Origin of the sequence: Bradyrhizobium sp. AUGA SZCCT0158, from assembly GCF_018130065.1 — a bacterium.
In the GTDB taxonomy this organism is placed as follows: domain Bacteria; phylum Pseudomonadota; class Alphaproteobacteria; order Rhizobiales; family Xanthobacteraceae; genus Bradyrhizobium.
Map to the genome: position 1 here is coordinate 327388 of NZ_JAFCME010000005.1, position 17635 is coordinate 345022.

At 63.4% G+C, this 17635-nt stretch carries 16 protein-coding genes and 1 pseudogene; 3 read left to right on the forward strand and 14 right to left on the reverse strand.

Annotated features, from left to right (window positions below):
• Positions 1–165: 165 nt before the first annotated feature.
• A pseudogene (locus JQ574_RS10125) lies at positions 166–1772 on the forward strand (adenylate/guanylate cyclase domain-containing protein).
• Positions 1773–1781: 9 nt separating this feature from the next.
• Here the strand turns inward: JQ574_RS10125 and JQ574_RS10130 are convergent.
• The 10 genes from JQ574_RS10130 to JQ574_RS10175 all read right to left on the reverse strand — a co-directional run bounded on the left by JQ574_RS10130 (position 1782) and on the right by JQ574_RS10175 (position 11030).
• Positions 1782–2438, reverse strand: coding sequence for an HAD family hydrolase (locus JQ574_RS10130; protein ID WP_212204179.1), 657 nt, complete (start codon positions 2436–2438; stop codon positions 1782–1784).
• A 10-nt stretch (positions 2439–2448) separates the two neighbouring features.
• The gene (locus tag JQ574_RS10135; protein WP_212383468.1) at positions 2449–2958 is read right to left on the reverse strand and encodes an RNA pyrophosphohydrolase; all 510 of its coding nucleotides are present in this window, start codon (positions 2956–2958) and stop codon (positions 2449–2451) included.
• A gap of 60 nt (positions 2959–3018) precedes the next feature.
• Positions 3019–3522, reverse strand: coding sequence for an RNA pyrophosphohydrolase (locus JQ574_RS10140; protein WP_212204181.1), 504 nt, complete (start codon positions 3520–3522; stop codon positions 3019–3021).
• A gap of 96 nt (positions 3523–3618) precedes the next feature.
• Entirely contained in the window at positions 3619–4824 is a 1206-nt protein-coding gene (locus tag JQ574_RS10145) for a divergent polysaccharide deacetylase family protein (RefSeq protein ID WP_212383469.1), read from the reverse strand.
• 263 nt (positions 4825–5087) lie between these two features.
• On the reverse strand, positions 5088–6449 hold the full coding sequence (locus tag JQ574_RS10150) for a S41 family peptidase (RefSeq protein WP_212204183.1): 1362 nt from the start codon (positions 6447–6449) through the stop codon (positions 5088–5090).
• Positions 6446–7768, reverse strand: a complete 1323-nt coding sequence (locus tag JQ574_RS10155; RefSeq protein ID WP_212204942.1) for a murein hydrolase activator EnvC — start codon at positions 7766–7768, stop codon at positions 6446–6448. Before JQ574_RS10155 ends, JQ574_RS10150 begins: the two co-directional genes overlap by 4 nt.
• A gap of 141 nt (positions 7769–7909) precedes the next feature.
• Complete coding sequence (gene rlmH / locus JQ574_RS10160) at positions 7910–8392, reverse strand: 23S rRNA (pseudouridine(1915)-N(3))-methyltransferase RlmH (protein ID WP_211999212.1); 483 nt, start codon at positions 8390–8392, stop codon at positions 7910–7912.
• 101 nt (positions 8393–8493) lie between these two features.
• Positions 8494–8850 carry a ribosome silencing factor gene (gene rsfS / locus JQ574_RS10165; protein WP_192739152.1) on the reverse strand — a complete coding sequence of 119 codons (357 nt, stop codon included), beginning with the start codon at positions 8848–8850 and terminating at the stop codon, positions 8494–8496.
• Between the two features lie 211 nt (positions 8851–9061).
• The gene (locus tag JQ574_RS10170; protein ID WP_212204184.1) at positions 9062–9688 is read right to left on the reverse strand and encodes a nicotinate-nucleotide adenylyltransferase; all 627 of its coding nucleotides are present in this window, start codon (positions 9686–9688) and stop codon (positions 9062–9064) included.
• A 49-nt stretch (positions 9689–9737) separates the two neighbouring features.
• Positions 9738–11030 (reverse strand): glutamate-5-semialdehyde dehydrogenase, encoded by a 1293-nt coding sequence (locus JQ574_RS10175; protein WP_212204185.1) that lies wholly within the window; start codon positions 11028–11030, stop codon positions 9738–9740.
• 198 nt (positions 11031–11228) lie between these two features.
• Between JQ574_RS10175 and JQ574_RS10180 the strand changes: the two genes are divergently transcribed.
• The gene (locus tag JQ574_RS10180) at positions 11229–11507 is read left to right on the forward strand and encodes a type II toxin-antitoxin system ParD family antitoxin (protein ID WP_212204187.1); all 279 of its coding nucleotides are present in this window, start codon (positions 11229–11231) and stop codon (positions 11505–11507) included.
• Positions 11508–11596: 89 nt separating this feature from the next.
• Here the strand turns inward: JQ574_RS10180 and proB are convergent, their stop codons facing one another.
• Positions 11597–12739 (reverse strand): glutamate 5-kinase, encoded by a 1143-nt coding sequence (gene proB, locus JQ574_RS10185; RefSeq protein ID WP_212204189.1) that lies wholly within the window; start codon positions 12737–12739, stop codon positions 11597–11599.
• A gap of 143 nt (positions 12740–12882) precedes the next feature.
• Between proB and JQ574_RS10190 the strand changes: the two genes are divergently transcribed.
• Entirely contained in the window at positions 12883–13851 is a 969-nt protein-coding gene (locus tag JQ574_RS10190; protein WP_212204191.1) for a Bug family tripartite tricarboxylate transporter substrate binding protein, read from the forward strand.
• Between the two features lie 48 nt (positions 13852–13899).
• Here the strand turns inward: JQ574_RS10190 and JQ574_RS10195 are convergent, their stop codons facing one another.
• The 3 genes from JQ574_RS10195 to obgE all read right to left on the reverse strand — a co-directional run bounded on the left by JQ574_RS10195 (position 13900) and on the right by obgE (position 17361).
• Positions 13900–14580, reverse strand: a complete 681-nt coding sequence (locus tag JQ574_RS10195) for an ankyrin repeat domain-containing protein (protein WP_212204193.1) — start codon at positions 14578–14580, stop codon at positions 13900–13902.
• A 17-nt stretch (positions 14581–14597) separates the two neighbouring features.
• Entirely contained in the window at positions 14598–16223 is a 1626-nt protein-coding gene (locus JQ574_RS10200) for an alkaline phosphatase family protein (RefSeq protein ID WP_212204197.1), read from the reverse strand.
• Positions 16224–16302: 79 nt separating this feature from the next.
• On the reverse strand, positions 16303–17361 hold the full coding sequence (gene obgE / locus JQ574_RS10205; RefSeq protein WP_212204199.1) for a GTPase ObgE: 1059 nt from the start codon (positions 17359–17361) through the stop codon (positions 16303–16305).
• Positions 17362–17635: the final 274 nt, after the last annotated feature.

Consider the following 17635-nt stretch of genomic DNA (forward strand, 5'->3'; position numbering starts at 1 on the left):
GGCCCCTGATAACACCAGCGCTCGTCACACCGTGACGGGCGCTGAACTTTTAGCGGCAGTATTTCTTTCGCAAGCCGCCCCGGCTGTGCCGGGAACCGCTACAGTTGCGCCCGGGAACTTCTGACGGCATTCTCCCGTACCAGACGTGGTTCGGGGCTGGTCTTTATGAAACGCAAGATCGCGGCGATCTTTGCAGCCGATATTGCCGGCTACAGCCGCCTGGTTGCCGAGGACGAAGAGGAAACGCTGCGGCGGCTCGCGTCCTATCGTGAAGTGACCGACGATTTCATCGCCAAAGGCGGCGGCCGCATTTTCAATACCGCCGGAGACGCGGTGCTTGCCGAATTCCCGAGCGCGGTGGAAGCCGTACGCTGCGCCATCGATATTCAGGAAAGCCTGCGCACCCGGAACATGGCGTATCCGCCGAGCCGGCAGATGTCGTTTCGCATCGGCATCACCATCGGCGATGTGGTCGAGCGCGACGGCGACCTGCTGGGCGAGGGCGTCAACATTGCCGCACGCCTCGAGGGCCTCGCCGAGATCGGTGGCATCTGCGTCTCGTGCGCGGTGCACGAACAGGTCGCCAACAAATTGTCGGTGCAGTTCGCCGATATCGGCGCGCAGGACGTGAAGAACATCCCGACCCCGGTGCATGCCTTCATGGTGGCGATGCGCCGCGAAGACGGCTCCTACTCGACGCCGCAGGTCAAGAAGCCGATCAAGGCTTCGGATCACGGTGCGCCAAACTGGATGTGGCCGGTCGCGGTCACCCTGGTCAGTTTGGCTGCGATCGGCGTCGGCGGCTTTCTGTACTTCACCAAGCTGGAGAACATGGCGGCGAAGCAGGCGCCGCAAGTGGCGAGCAGCCATGTGAACTCGGCGCCGGCGCCAGCGTCCGTGCCGCCGGTGGCTACGCCATCATCTCCATCGCCGCTTTCGCCGTCTAGTGAGACCCTCGCAATCGCTGCCGTGCCATTTGTCGGTGAGCGGATTCGCGCGGCGCTCGAAAAGGAGTACGTGCCGGGCACCGACTTCAAGGCGGTCGCGCTCAACTTCGGCGGACTCAACGCCTTCGTCACCGGGCAGGCGAGTGAAGAAGTGGCAAAAGGCATGGCGGTCGAGCAATGCCAGAAGCGCGCGGACAGCGCTTCGTCACCGCGAAAATGCGAACTCTATGCTGTCGGCAACAAAGTCGTTTATGCGCACGGCAAGCCGCCCCTGCCACCACCGCCCTGGATCAAACACGACCAGACAACCGAACGGCCATTTTCCTCAAAGGAAATGCCGTTGACGCGTGATCCCGGCAAGGCGCGGATTGAAAATATCTATGTGCCGGCCCGTAAGACCAAGATACTGGCAGTCGGCCCCGGCGTCGGTCAATACTACATGGTCGTCGGTGTGGATACGGTAGAGGAGGCGGCGCGACGGAGTCTGGAATCGTGTGGCGCCATCGCCGGCGTTCCCTGCATGATTGTAGCGCTGAACGACACGTTCATCGTCCCAGTTCCGACAACGATGAGGGTGACCGGCTTCTTCAAGGCGGCCGATACTTCGCTGGTCGCACCTGAAGCGCGCGATGATGCCGCGCGCAAACTGCCGATGCTGCAGGTGGATGGAGCGCGATCGCCGTGGGCGCCGCAAGACGGCCCGGTCTGGGATTGAAGCAAGCCAGTGAGCAGGCCGCAGTCAACGAAGCCCTCAGCGACTGTGCCAAGCGCGACAGCGATTGCCGCGTCGTCGCGGTCGGGCCGTTTACGGTCGGGCCCAACTAGCGGCGTCTATCAGCTCTGGCGCTTCATCTCGCGCAGCAAGGCCGGCAATCCGGCCAGATCTTTCAGTATGAAATCGGCGAGCGCGGCATCGGGCCAGCGAACATGGTTGCGGCCCCAAGGGCCGCGTTCAAGTAAGGCGGTCTTCATGCCAAAATTCCGCGCCGGAATGACGTCGTTATCGAGACGGTCACCGACATAGAGCACTTCGGCTGGATCGAGGTCGGTCATCGCGAGCGTCTTGCTATAGAAATCGAGCGAAGGCTTGTCGACGCCGAGCTCCGCCGAGGTCGTGATCAATCTGGCCTCGAGGCCGAACGAATCGAGCGCCGCCTTGGCGGTGGGCGGTTGATTGCCGGCGATACCGACAAACCAGCCGTCATGCGTCAGTTCGGACAGGCACGGCCTCGCGTCGGCGTAGAGATCGCCTGCTTCGATCCTGAAATCCGTTCCGCTTCGCTTGCGCTCGGCGACAGCGGCACGGACGTCAAAACCCGGCCGCAGCCGCTCGAAGACCATGCGGTAATTCTCGCCTTTGGCAATGATATCGTCGAGCACGGCCAGAAACTCGGCCCTGTCGACGCCCATGGTGTCGGCCCAGCCGTGCAGCAGGCGCGTTTCGTCGATCAGCGTCTCGCCAACGTCGAAAAATATGGCGCGGATCGGCATCGGCACTTTCTTAAGTAGGCGTGGTTGCAAATCGTGCGAACGCCGTGGCGACGGTCATGTACACCTCGCGCCGGAACGGCACCACAAGACCGGCAACACGGTCGAGCCGTTCCCAGCGCCATTGGTCGAACTCGGCCGGCTGCCCGTTGCGCGGCGTCAACGGGTCGATCTCGTCGTCGCGCCCGGTGTAGCGCAGCGCGAACCATTTCTGCCGCTGGCCGCGGAATTTGGCGAGGCGATGCGAGGGAGGACCGTCATAGGGCGGGAACTCGTAAGTCATCCAGTCGGTTTCACCGAGATGCTCGGCGCTGACCGCGCCGGTCTCCTCCCAGAGTTCGCGCATCACCGCATCACGCGGATTCTCGTTAGCGTCGATGCCACCCTGCGGCATCTGCCATTCGAGGCCGGGGAGGATGATCTCGGGTCCATCGTCGCGGAAGCGCCGGCCGATCAGCACCTGACCGGCAGCGTTGAACAGAGCGATCCCGACATTGGGGCGGTACGGTTTTGTATCTGTCATTGATGCTTGATGTGTTAGGCGTCATTCCGGGTTCGCTCGCGCTCCGGAATGACGGGTACATTACTTGCCCGCGAGGCTGGAAAATTCCTGCACCACGCGTTCATAGACCGGCCGCTTGAACGGCACGATCAGGCTCGGAAGATTCTTCATCGGCTCCCAACGCCAACTGATGAATTCGGCCTTGTGGCCGCCGCCGGGGCTCGCGACATTGATCTCGCTATCCTTGCCGGTGAAGCGGACCGCAAACCATTTCTGGCGCTGCCCGCGGTACCGGCCCTTCCAGGTACGGCCGGCCACGGTGCGCGGAATGTCGTAGATCAGCCAGTCGGCGACCTCGCCGAGTTTCTCCACCGAGCGAACGCTGGTTTCCTCATAGAGCTCGCGCTTTGCCGCCGCCCAGGTATCCTCACCGGGATCGACGCCGCCTTGCGGCATCTGCCAGACGTGCGTTTCGTCGACATGCTCGATGCCTCCGGCGCGGCGACCGATGAAGACCAGCCCCGCCGCATTGATCAGCATCATGCCGACGCATGTCCGGTAAGGCAGGTCTTCGTAGCGCGCCATTCCGTCGATTTTCCTTGCAGGTTTCCTACACACACAATTCGAACGATCAGGCGGGCGGAATCCGGCAATGCCGGATTGGCGCCATCAGGTTGATCCCTATCCTGATTTTGATTTCAGCATCGCCGTTGTCAATGGCACAAGCAGGATGCCACGGGTCTCGAGCGTCTTGATCCAGGCGGCGAGCCGCTCGATCGAAATCGGCAGGGCCGAGGCGACGCCGACGGCCAGGCCGCGTTCCTTGGCCAGGGTTTCGAGCTTGAGCAGCGTCCGGTCGATCTCGGCCGAGGTCGGCACCGCGTCGATGGTGAAATCGGCCTTGGTGAAGGGCATCGCCTGACCCGCCGCCAGTGCGGGGGCGGCGCTGCGCGGGGTGGAGCCGTCATCGAGATAGCCGAGGCCGCGCTTGGCCGCCTCGCGGATGATCGGCTGCATCACGGCGTCCGTTGCCACAAAGCGCGCGCCCATGAAGTTGGCGATCCCCGCATAGCCCTGGATCCGGCTCATATGCCAATACAGACGGTCGATATTCTGCTCCGGCGCCAGCGTCGTCAGCAGGGTCTGCGGGCCGGGATCGTTGTCGGGATAATCGAACGGTTCCATCGGGACCTGCAGCAGGATCTCGTGGCGTTGCGCCCGCGCGCGCTCGGCGAGTTTCGTCGGGTCCGCCCCATAGGGCGTAAACGCCAGCGTCACGGCGGGCGGCAACTTCATGATGGCATCAACCGTCTTGGCGGCGCCGACACCGAGGCCTCCAACGACGATGGCGACAACGGGCATCTTGGCGGCCTTGGCGCGGTCGGCGTCGGCGGCATAGACCGTAAACGGCTTCAGGCCGTCGGCAACCACCGGGATCATGCCGTAGCGCGACTTCTCCAGCAGGCGCGGATCGATGCCGGCCATCGCGGTTGCCGGCGCTGTCTCCGCATCGTTCTTGTTGCCGACATCGCCGCCGATCACGACGTCCTGCCGCTTGCCGCTGGATCCGTCGATGATGGTGACGGTCTTGTTTTCGCCGGCCGCAGCCTGTTTGGGCGCGGATGTCGCAGCCTGCCCGGCGGGACCGGCCGCGGCCGGGGTGGCTTTCTCGTCAGTCACGGGCGTCTTGCGCATGGCGACGTGCGCGACCGGCTCGCCGCCAAACGGATTGTCCGTAAACAGCGCGATGGTGGCAAAGCCGACCAGGAACAGGCCAAGCAGCACGGCCAGCGCCTGCATCGCGGTGAACGGCAGCCGGAACCGGCGCTTCTTGCGCTTGGTGTCCTGTCCGAGCGGCGTGCTCAGCTCGTCGGCCGTTTCCGTCATGAACCTCCCCGAATCAACCACCGACGATACCACGATGGACCGGATTCGAGCGCTCGCGACCCGCTCAAAAGCGGTCCTCCCCGGGATGCGGCGGGGATATAGCGTTTTCGAGCGAAGTGGGACCCGGTTCGCATAGCAATCAAGCTTGCGCAGATTGCGTAGACTTATCTGCGGTAGAAAACGCGTCAAAACAAAAATCTGGAACCGGCAACAAAAAGGGCGGCCCGAAGGCCGCCCTTTTCACGGAAACTAGCGTGGTTCGATCAGTTCGCAGCCTTGGTGGCGGGCTTGTCGATCGCCGCCTTGTCGCCGGTCGCGGGCGCCGCGGTGGCGGTCGACTTGATGCCGTGCAGGAGGTCGGCCGCGGTCTTCAGGGCCTTGTCGTCCTTGGCATCCGGCGGCACGTAGGATTGCGAGCCGGTCTTCTCGTCGCCGTCGTTCTTCAGATGGCCGCGAAGCGAGGCTTCGCCCTTGGTGTCGGTCCGCGACTTCAGCTCGTCAGGAACGTCCTGCAGTATTTCGATATCCGGAACGATCCCCTTGGCCTGGATCGATTTGCCGGACGGCGTGTAGTAACGCGCGGTGGTCAGCCGCAGTGCGCCGTTGCCGCTGCCGAGCGGGATGATGGTCTGGACCGAGCCCTTGCCGAACGAGCGGGTACCGATCAGCGTCGCGCGCTTGTGGTCCTGCAGCGCACCCGCCACGATTTCGGAAGCAGAGGCGGAGCCACCGTTGATCAGCACGATCACCGGCTTGCCCTTGGTCAGGTCGCCGACATGCGCGGCGCGGCGCTGGGTTTCCTCGGCATTGCGGCCGCGGGTCGAGACGATCTCGCCGCGCTCGAGGAAGGTGTCGGAAACCGTCACCGCTTCCTCCAGCAAGCCGCCGGGATTGTTGCGCATGTCGATGATGAAGCCCTTCAGCTTGTCGGCGCCGATCTGGTTCGTCAGGTTGCCGATCTCGCGCTTGAGGCCCTCGGTGGTCTGTTCGTTGAAGGTGGTGATGCGGATATAGGCGATGTCGTCCTGTTCGACGCGGGCGCGCACCGAACGGACGCGGATATTGTCGCGTACCAGCGTGACTTCGATCGGATTGTCCTGGCCCTTGCGGATGATCTTGAGCCGGATCTTGGTGTTGACCGGCCCGCGCATCTTCTCGACAGCCTGGTTGAGGGTGAGACCCTGCACGGCTTCGTCGTCGAGATTGGTGATGATGTCGTTGGCCATGATGCCAGCCTTCGACGCCGGCGTGTCGTCGATTGGGGACACGACCTTGATCAGGCCGTCTTCCATCGTGACTTCGATGCCGAGGCCGCCGAACTCACCGCGGGTCTGCACCTGCATGTCGCGGAAGCTCTTGGCGTCCATGTAGCTGGAATGCGGATCGAGACCGGCCAGCATGCCCGAGATGGCGGACTCGACCAGCTTGGAATCGTCTGGCTTCTCGACGTAGTCGCTGCGCACGCGCTCGAATACATCGCCGAACAGATTGAGCTGGCGATAGGTGTCCGAGGTCGCCGCACGCGCGACCGATCCCATCAGCACAGAACGAGGCTGCGTCACGAAGAGCGTCAATGCTGCGCCGGTGGCGGCGCTGAGGAGAATTACTGAAGTCTTGCGCATCATCCGCGAACCTTTTCGCCTTCATTTGCGGCCCACCATGGGCCTGGATCGATTGGAGTGCCGTCCTTACGGAACTCAACATAGAGCACGGGCTGACTCGCGGTGGTGGCGAGAATCGATGCAACCTGGGATGTCGATCCCATGGTGGCGACCGGCTCCCCCGTAAGTACAAACTGGCCGATGTTAACCGAAATGCGCTCCATCCCGGCGATCAGGACATGATACCCGCCACCGGCATTAAGGATCAAGAGTTGTCCGTAGCTGCGGAACGGCCCGGCGTAAACAACCCAGCCGTCACACGGGGTTGTGACTTGGGCGCCGGCCCGGGTTGCCAAGGAAATGCCTTTTTCGGCGCCACCCGCGCCGTCGGAACCGCCAAAATCGCGAATCTTGCGGCCATTGACCGGCAGGGCGAACAATCCCTTGGCGGAGGCAAAGGCGATCGCCGGGCTGAGTCGGGCAGGATCCTTCAGCGCCCCCAGATTGGGCTTGCCGCCGGGGGTCACCGGGGCCCCCTTCAGGCTGGCGGTGGCGGCCGCCTTGGCGGCGCTTTTCAGGTCCTGCTCCAGTTTGGCGATCAGGCCCTGCAAACTGTCGACCTGTTTGGACAGCGTGATGGCGCGGGCGCCTTCCGCTTCCATGTCCTTTTCGATCGCGCTCTGCTTTCGCTGCCGCTCGTCGACCAGCGCCGCTAGCCGGACCTGATCGTCTTTCAACTTGTCACGATCGAGCGCCAGCGCATCGCGCTCGGTGGCGATGGTCTTGCGGAGCGCGACGAGTTCGCCGAGATCGTTGGCCAGTCTTTCCGCGCGACCGCGGAGTTCGGGCACGACAGATCCGAGCAGCATGGCGGTGCGGAGCGATTGCAGCGCGTCTTCCGGGCGGACCAGCAGCGCCGGCGGTGTGCGCCGTCCGGCACGCTGCAGCGCCGCCAGCACCTCGATGATTTCGGCACGGCGCGAGTCGAGGGAGCCGCGAATCTGCTGCTCACGGCTGTCGAGCGGACGCAGCCGCGCTTCGGCGTCGCCGATGCGCGTTTCCACGCCGCGCACTTGGGCGGCGATGTCGATCAGCTGCGCATTGAGCTTGCTGCGGTCCTGCCCGATCGATGCGATATCGGCTTTCAGCTTCTGCTGCAGCTCGGCGGCCTTCTTCTGCTGCTCTCGCGCAGCTTCCAGTTCCTGCTCGCGTTCCTTGATGGCTTCGGGGGAAGGCGCGGCGGCTTGTTGGGCAGGCAACTGTTGGGCCGGCGCTTGTTGGGATGGCGCCGGCTGTGCGGGCGCCGTCACCTGCGCGGCTGCCGGCGAAATCGAAAGACCCATCAGGCTTGCGGACAACAGCACAACGCAAAGCGGAACACGCGACGCCAACGAACCATCATGGCCGATGCCGTCAGGGCGTACTTGAATGTCCCGTGTTGTGTGCATCCAGTTATTCAGCGCTCTCTATTCACGCTAGCGTGCCTAAGCGCGGTGATAGGGGTGGCCCGACAGAATCGTCGCGGCCCGGTAAATCTGTTCCAGAAGCATGACGCGGACCATTTGATGCGGCCAGGTCGCCGAGCCGAACGCAATGCGCAGTTTGGCTCTGCGCTGCAAATCGGGCGAAAGTCCGTCCGCGCCGCCGATTGTGAAAATTGTGTTGGCGACCGCTTCATCCCGCCAGCGGCCGAGCTGCTGGGCGAAGCTTGCGCTGTCGATGCTCTTGCCGCGTTCGTCGAGCGCCACCAGCACGCATTTCTCCGGGATCAGCGCTGCAATCGCAGCCGCCTCTTCGGCGATCCGGGTCGCGGCGTCGCGCGCGCGGCTTTCCGGAATTTCATGAATCTCGAGGCCGCGAAAGCCGAGCTTGCGGCCGATGTCCTCGAAGCGCTCGCGATAGCGTTCGGCCAGTTCCCGCTCCGGGCCCTGTTTCAGCCGGCCGATTGAAACGACGACGATCTTCATTCAAAGCATGCCGCGCCGAAAAAGCGTCAAATCGTTTACTCGCGCGCCAACGGCGCGCGCACGCGACATGCGCTGCAGCCGATTCGCATCGGCTCAAAAACTCAGATCGCCTCAGCCGCCGCCGGGTTTTGCGTCCACAATCTTTCCAGATTGTAGAATTCACGCACCTCGGGTCTGAATACGTGCACGACCACATCGCCGGAATCGATCAGCACCCAGTCGCAATTGGGCAAGCCCTCGACATGAATGCCTTTGATGCCGGTTTCCTTCAGGGCCTTGGTGACGTTTTCCGCGATCGCGCCGACGTGCCGGTTGGCCCGGCCGGTGGTGACGATCATGTAGTCGGAAAAAGCCGATTTGCCGCGAAGGTCGATGGTGACCGTTTCTTCCGCCTTCATATCGTCGAGGCGGGAGAGGATCATATTCAGCGTCTTGTCGGCGTCGGGTTGCGCCTTCAAGGCCGCAGCTTTGGTCGATGTTTTGCGCGCGGTTTTTGCAGCAGGCTTTGCAGCAGAAGTCTTGGAAACCTTGGGCAAAACAGACTTGGACAATACAGATGTGGCCAGGGACCATTCCTTTCACTGTATCGCGAACGCCGAATCTTGGTGTCCACGGGCTATATTAGGCATGTGGGGTTAACGGTTTCAATATTCCAGTGAGACCCCACCCTCACTTCGTCCTCCAGCTTCCGTCCGAGTTCCGAAGGCCGGTCGAAGACAGGTTCAGTTTCATGCCGGTAAGGAAGGCCCAGGCGGGCGTGTGCTGCTCCGCCAACCGGGCAGCCTGATTCTCGGGCAGGCGGTAGCGCGCCAGCGCCTGTGCGGCGGGTGCGGCAAGCGCCCGGAAACTCTGTGGGGGGCGGTCGATCACAGCGATCGGCACCTCGGACGCGATGCGCCGCCAATCCTTCCAGCGATGGAACTGCGCGAGATTGTCAGCGCCCATGATCCAGACAAAATGCACACCGGAGACGCGGCGCCGCAAATGGATGATCGTGTCGACAGTATAGCGGGTGCCGATGACAGCTTCGAGACAGCTGATATCGATGCGCGGATCGTCGGCGACCCTGCGCGCAGCGTCGGCGCGTTCGGACAGGTCATGCAGCCCGCCATTGTCCTTCAGCGGATTGCCCGGTGTCAGCAGCCACCAGACGCGATCGAGCTTCAGACGCTTCAGCGCGAACTGGCTGATGGCGCGGTGCGCCGCGTGCGGCGGATTGAACGAGCCGCCGAGCAGGCCGACGCGCATGCCGTTGGTGTGGAACGGGATCGCCTGCGAAGCGGATTGTGGCGGCATCAATGCTGCCACTGCGCGCGCGGGGGGTTGCTCGAAAGCGTTGTTGGGGTCACGGCCGCGTCTGCCCGGTGCCGCGGACGCGATATTTGAAACTGGTCAGTTGCTCGGCGCCGACAGGGCCGCGGGCGTGGAATTTGCCGGTGGCAATGCCGATCTCGGCGCCGAAGCCGAATTCGCCGCCATCGGCGAATTGCGTCGATGCGTTGTGCAGCACGATCGCCGAGTCGACCTCGCTCAGGAATTTCTCGGCGGCATCTGCGTCTTCCGTCACGATCGCATCGGTGTGGTGCGAGCCGTGATTCTGGATATGCGCGATCGCGTCATCGAGCCCATCGACGACTTTCGCGGCGATGATCGCGTCCTCATACTCGGTGTCCCAGTCCTCGTCGGAGGCGGGTTTCACTCTGCTGTCGACGCGCTGCACGGCGGCGTCGCCGCGCACCTCACAGCCGGCATCGATCAGCATTTCGACCAGCGGCTTCAGGCTGACAGATGCGCCGGCGCGATCGATCAACAGGGTCTCGGCGGCCCCGCAAACGCCGGGGCGGCGCATCTTGGCATTGAGCACGATCGACTTCGCCATTTCGAGCTTGGCGGTGTGATCGACATAGACGTGGTTGACGCCTTCGAGATGCGCGAACACCGGCACGCGCGCTTCGGCTTCGACGCGCGCGACGAGACTCTTGCCGCCGCGCGGCACGATCACGTCGACGCTGCCGTTCAAGCCGGTCAGCAGCAGGCCGACGGCCGCGCGATCACGGGTCGGCACCAGCGTGATCGCGGCCTCGGGCAGACCGGCTTCGCGAAGACCCTGCACCAGGCAATCATGGATCGCGCGGCAGGAACGGAAACTGTCGGAGCCGCCGCGCAGGATCACGGCGTTGCCGGATTTCAGGCACAGCACGCCGGCGTCGGCGGCGACGTTGGGGCGGCTTTCGAAGATCACGGCGATGACGCCGAGCGGCACCCGCACGCGCTCGATGGTCATGCCGTTGGGGCGCTGCCAGCTTTCGGTGACGGCGCCGACCGGATCGGCAATGCCGCGCACGGTCGCGACACCCTCGGCCATCGCTTCGACCCGGGCCGGCGTCAGCGTCAGGCGATCGATGAAGGCCGACGTCGCGCCACTGCTGCGCACTTCGGCGACGTCCTCGGCATTGGCGGCGAGGATATCGGGCGCATGGCTGCGGATCGCGGACGCGATAGCGTCGAGCGCCCGGTTTTTCTGTTCGGGCGAGGCGAGCGCCAGCACCCGCGCAGCAGCGCGCGCGCGGGAAGCGAGTTCGGTCATCAAAGCGGGTAAATCGGCGTTGCCGTCGATTGCCTTGAGGGGCGCGGTCATGGTGGTCCCGGGGGTATCAGGTTAAGGCCATGTCCTAGCACGGAAATCCCGCAGTTGCGAGGTGCGGAGCCGGCATGGCTGGCTGGCGGTCAAGGGCTGGTGGCTCGGCCAATGACGGAGTTGAAGGCAAATACTGTTCACCTTGCGACGGGCCCGGAATATCATTAAATATCAAACTATGATACTTGAGGACGCGAAATGGCAAGTAGTTACAGCATCGGCAAGCACTTCGAGGGGTTCATCGAAGGCCTGATCGAGACTGGCCGCTATTCTACGGCAAGTGAGGTCATGCGCGAGGGGCTGCGGCTCGTCGAAGAACGCGAGGAACGGCGCAAGGCCAAGCTCGAAGCGCTGCGCGCCGAGATCCAGAAGGGTCTCGACAGCGGGCCGATGGAAGAGATCGATGTCGCGGAATTTTTCAAAAGCATAAAGACACGGGGGCGGGAGCAATTGGCCGCGCGCAAACGAGCCAAATAGATTTCAACTTCGATGGAAGTGTTCAACTTCCGTCATGGCCGGGACAAGCCCGGGCATGACGAACGTGATGCACTTAGCCCGAAACCACTTTATTTGGCCGGAATAGTCCCCGCCGGCCCCACCACCAGATCATCGCGGTGAATCATCTCGGCCCGGCCGCTGATCCCCAGAATGGTCATCACGTCAGGCGAGGAGCGGCCTTTGATCTTCTCGGCGTCCTCGGCGTCATAGGCGACGAGCCCGCGGCCGATCTCATGGGTATCCGGGCCGCGTACCACCACGGCGTCGCCGCGGGCGAACTGGCCGTCGATCCGGATCACGCCGGCCGGCAACAGGCTTTTTCCGGCGCGCAACGCGGTGACAGCGCCGGCGTCGATGGTCAGCGTGCCCTTCGGCTCCAGCGATCCCGCGATCCAGCGTTTTCGCGCCGTGACGGGGTTGGCCGGCGTCAGGAACCAGGTGCAGCGGCCGCCGTCGGCGATGGCCTGCAGCGGATGCTCGATCTTGCCCGACGCGATCAGCATATGCGTGCCTGATGTGGTCGCGATCTTCGCCGCCTCGATCTTGGTGTACATGCCGCCGCGCGACAGTTCGGATTCGGCAGCCCCCGCCATCGCCTCGATTTCCGAGGTGACCGATTCGACGACCGGAACCAGCTTCGCGTTGGGATTGGCGCCGGGCGGCGCATCGTAGAGGCCGTCGATGTCGGACAGCAGGATCAGCAAATCGGCGCTCGTCATGGTGGCGACGCGCGCGGCGAGGCGGTCATTGTCGCCGTAGCGGATTTCGTTGGTGGCGACCGTGTCGTTCTCATTGATGACGGGCACCGCGCGCCATTCCAGCAGCTTGGCGATGGTCGAGCGGGCATTGAGGTAGCGCCGGCGCTCCTCGGTGTCCTGCAGCGTCACCAGGATCTGTCCGGCCCCGATGCCGTGATCGCCGAGCACTTCCGACCAGATCCGCGCCAGCGCGATCTGTCCGACGGCCGCAGCGCCCTGGCTTTCCTCCAGTTTTAACGGCCCGCGCGGCAGCTTGAGGCGGCTGCGTCCGAGCGCAATCGATCCCGATGAAACCACCAACACGTCGCGGCCCTGGCCATGCAGCTTGGCGATGTCGGCGGCCAGCGCTGATAGCCAGGACGAGCGCACCTCGCCGGCGTCGGAATCGATCAGCAGCGACGAGCCGACCTTGACGACGATACGGCGAAAATTCTTGAGCGCGGGGCGGGCCATGGATCAGGTCTTCGAATGCTATGGAAGGGGGCTGTTTTGCAGCAGGACGGGGGCCGGTGCAAGCGACCCGGCACCGTATGAGCCATGTTTCAATGGTGGCCGCAGTCTGGTGTAATGGGTCAAATCTTGCGGGGGGAAGGTAAATGGATCGTCGCAGTTTTTTGGCGGGAAGCATCGGATGGTCGTTGGCAGCTAGTGCCGGTGAGGCGTTCGCCCAATCCGGTCCGCTGACGAGGATCATCTTCCCGTTCGCGGCGGGCGGCAGCGGCGACATGTTGTGCCGCCAGCTGGCGCAATACCTTCCTCCGCTGATCGACCGCAGCGTCATCGTCGAGAACCGTACCGGCGGCGATGGGCTGATCGGCATCCGGGCGGTGAAGGGCGCCGCCCCCGACACCACCACCGTCCTGGTGACCACCGGCCCGACCATGTACCTGCTGCCGATGGTGGAGAACCAGCCGAGCTACGACTCGGCGAAGGATTTCATCCCGGTCTCACAGATTGCCCGCTTCGAATTCGTTGTGGTGGTGAGCCCCTCGATCGGCGTGACGGACTTCAAGCAATTGGTGGCCTGGATCAAAGCCAATCCCTCGAAAGCCAGTTACGGCGTGCCGTCGAGCGGCACCATTCCGCACTTCACGGGATGGCAGCTCGAAAAGGTGCTCGGCCTTTCCATGACGCGTGTGGCGTATCGCGGCTCGGCGCCGATCATCACCGATCTCGTCGGCGGGCACATCCCATTCGCCGTCACGACGCTTTCGGACACCATCACGCAGCATCGGGCCGGCGGCATCCGCATCGTGGCGGTGAGCGGCCCGGCGCGCTCGCCGTTCCTGCCCGACGTTCCGAACCTGAAGGAGCTCGGCGTCGATCTGGTGGCTGACGGCTGGTACGGCATGTGGCTGCCGGCGGGCAGTTCGCCTGATTTTGCGAAGAAGCTGAGCGTCGCCGCAGCGGAAGTGCTGGCAAAGCCTGATGTGAAGGAGAAGCTCAACGCGGTCTCGCTGATCCCGGTCGGTTCGACCCCGGAGGATCTGACCAAGGCGCTCGCGGCCGACGCCGCGTTCTGGCAGCCGATCGTGAAGGCCACGGGCTACAAGATCACAAATTGAGGCTGGCGCGCACGGATATCGGCCTGAGGATTCGGTCAGGACTGCCCCTCACTTCGCGCCGGCCTTTTCCAGGATGGCCACCATCTCGCGATAGCCGCGACCCTTGGCGAGTTTGAGCGGTGTCGCGCCACTGCCGTCCGGAATGTTCACGTCGGCGCCGGCCTCGACCAGGGCGCGCAGCGTCTCGGTGTGGTTGCTGCCGCCGTCGCCAAGCACGATGGATTCGATCAGCGCGGTCCATTTCAGATTGTTGACATGATCCAGCGGTGCCTTGGCGGCGATCAGCATTCGCACCACTTCAGCATGGCCAAGGTGAGCTGCCGCGATCAGGGCCGTGCCGTCGTAGCGGCTGGTGACGGCCTTTGGGTTGCCTCCACCCTCGATCGCGATTCGGAGCATCGGCACATCGTTGGCGACCGCCGCGATCGTGATGATGTCGTAACGGTCGGCTTCAAGCTTGTTCGGATCGGCACCGAGCCGGATCAAAGCGCGGGCAGCATCGTGCTTTTTCAGGTAGACGGCGACGTGCAGCGGCGTTCGCTGCCGGCTGTCTGTCGCGTCCTTGTTTTCATTCGAGGCGATGCGCTGTTCGATTTCGGCGACGTCGCCGCGGGCGGCCGCGGCATGCAGGCCACTATAGGCACGCACTTCCGTCTCGGTCGGGGCGATCTGGGCGAAGGCGGGCAGCGCAGTCACGAGCGCGATAAGCAGGAGAGCGAGGACGTGCATGGGAGAGCCTCCCGGCGCTACTGTGTTGCAATCCGCTTGCGGATCGCGGCCAATTCCGCCTCGTCCCAGATGCCGATCAGGACGCCGTTTTTCACCTGAAGCTGGTTCTCCGCGTAGGCGGCGATCTTCGCGTTCGGCGTGGTGATGTGCATCTTGGGATGCAGCGCCCAGTCGAACAGCGCCGCTTGCAGCCGCGCGATCACCTCAGTGCATGCAGGGTCTTCGCCGCGATCGGCGAATTCCAGGGGATCACTTTCGAGGTCGTACAGCATCGGGCGGAAGCCTGAGGCCTGAACGTATTTCCAGCGGCCGTCGAACACCATGAACAGGCGGCATTGCTCGATCGGCTGGTTCAGCTTCAAGCGAACGTCCTGCATGCAATAGTCGTATTCGGAGAACACCACCTTGCGCCAATCGGCGGGCGCTGCGCCATGCAGCAGCGGCAGCAGGGAGCGACCTTCGAGAATATGATCCGGCGCCTTGCCGCCGAAATATTCGATGAAGGTCGGCGCCAGATCGATCGCTTCGACCAGCGCATCGCTGACAGTACCGCGCGTCGCGTCGGCCTCGCGTGACGGATCGATCACGATCAGCGGAATTTTGGCGGATTGATCGTGGAACAGATCCTTCTCGCCCATCCAGTGGTCGCCGAGATAGTCGCCATGGTCAGAGGTGAACACGATCAATGTGGTGTCGAGCAGGCCGCGGCTCTCCAGGAACTGCATCAACACGCCCATCTGGTCGTCGATCTGCTTGATCAGGCCCATATAGGTCGGGATGACTTTTTCCCGCGCCTCGTCGCGCGCCATGTTGCGGGAGTAGCGCATGTCCATGTAGGCGGCGAACACCGGATGCGCTTCCTGACGCTCCTTCTCCGAACGCACCGCCGGCAGGATGTCGGCCGCGCTGTACATGCTGGCGTAGGGTTCGGGGGCGATATAGGGCCAATGCGGCTTGATATAGGACAGATGCAGGCACCAGGGACGTCCGTCCGTATCGGCTTCCGCGATGAAGTCCATCGCGCGGCGGGTCATGTAGGGCGTCTCGGAATGCTCTTCCGGGACACGGGCGGCCTTGTCGGCGTGCACCAGTAGCCAGCCGTTCTGCAGCGCGCCGTCGTCATCCGCGCCTGAATTGGCCCAATGCTCCCAGGGGTTGGTGGCCTCGTATCCCTGCTCACGCAGATAATTGTCGTAACGCGGGCGGGGCCGGTTATCGGGATGCAGACCGTCGTCGCGCTCATAGGGCTCGAAACCGCATTCCGACACATGCACGCCGATGATGGAATCCGGCGCGATCCCGAGCGCCTGCAGGCCTTCGATATCAGGCGCCATGTGGGTCTTGCCGACCAGCACGTTGCGGACGCCGATCTTGTTCAGGTGATCGCCGAGCGTGGGCTCGCCCACCCGCAGCGGCCAGCCGTTCCAGTGCGAGCCGTGCGAGCGCATGTAGCGGCCGGTGTAGAATGACATCCGCGAGGGCCCGCAGATCGGTGACTGCACATAGGCTTTTGAGAAGCGCACGCCGCGTTTCGCCATCGCATCGATGTTCGGCGTGGTCAGCGTCGGGTGGCCGGTACAGCCCAAATAATCATAGCGAAGCTGATCGCACATGATCCAGAGGACGTTCTTGGGCTGCGGCATGCTTCACACAGGGTACGATTTCAATCGTCCGATGCTGCAATATCGAACGACCGATTGCAAACGTACTCGCAGTGCGAGGTCAGCCCTGCGGCGTCGCCGGGGTCCAGGGCTCGGCCTGTGCCGCGCCGCCCTTGGCCTTCAGCGAAACCGGGGCTTCGCCGATCACCTCGACCAGCGCCTTCAGCGCTTCCGGCATGCCTTCGCCGGTCACCGCCGAGATCAGCAGCGGCGTCTTCTTCGCCGCGCGCTTCAATCGGTCCTTTTGCTTCTTCAGCTCGTCCGGCGTCACGGCATCGATCTTGTTGAGCGCGACGATCTCGATCTTCTCGGCGAGATGTCCCTCATAGGCATCGAGCTCGGTGCGGACCGTCTTGTAGGCCTTGCCGGCATGTTCGCAGGTCGCATCGATCAGATGCAGCAGCACGCGGCAGCGCTCGACATGGCCCAAAAACCGGTCGCCGAGGCCGGCGCCTTCATGCGCGCCCTCGATCAGGCCCGGAATATCCGCCAGCACGAATTCACGGCCCTGCGCGTTCACGACGCCGAGCTGCGGATGCAATGTGGTGAAGGGATAGTCCGCGATCTTTGGCTTTGCCGCGCTGACCACGGAGAGGAAGGTCGACTTGCCGGCATTGGGCAGGCCGACGAGGCCGGCATCCGCGATCAGTTTCAGCCGCAGCCAGATCCAGCGTTCCTCGCCTTCCTGGCCGGGATTGGCGTTGCGCGGCGCGCGGTTGGTGGAGGATTTGAAGTGCGCATTGCCGAAGCCGCCATTGCCGCCTTCGGCCAGTACGAATTTTTCGCCGAGCGTGGTGAAGTCGTGGATGAGCGTTTCACGATCTTCATCGAAGATCTGCGTGCCGACCGGCACCTTGAGCACGATCGACTTGCCGTTGGCGCCATGGCGGTCCTTGCCCATGCCATTGGTGCCCTTCTGCGCCTTGAAGTGCTGCTGATAGCGATAGTCGATCAGCGTGTTCAGGCCATCGACCACTTCGATGACGACATCGCCGCCGCGGCCGCCATTGCCGCCGGAGGGGCCACCGAACTCGATGAACTTCTCGCGGCGGAACGCCACGCAGCCGTTGCCGCCGTCGCCGGAGCGGATATAGACCTTTGCTTCGTCAAGGAATTTCATGATGGCTTCTATGGCGTTTCGAGCGAATTGCGCAGCGGATCGCGATGCAATCAAGTTTACGCAGATTGCGTAGACTTATCTGCGGCAAACGCGTCAAAACGATCGCTGGAGCCTCGTTCCGATCAATCGGTGCAGAATAGGTTCTAGGTAAGGCAGGGGGGGCGCTGCGGCAACCCTTAAGCCGTCAAACATTGCCGAAAAGCCTTAATTTTCGGGACTTTTTGCCGCCCAGGGCGATATTTAGGCCTCTCAAGCGGGATATCGCTCCAACCAG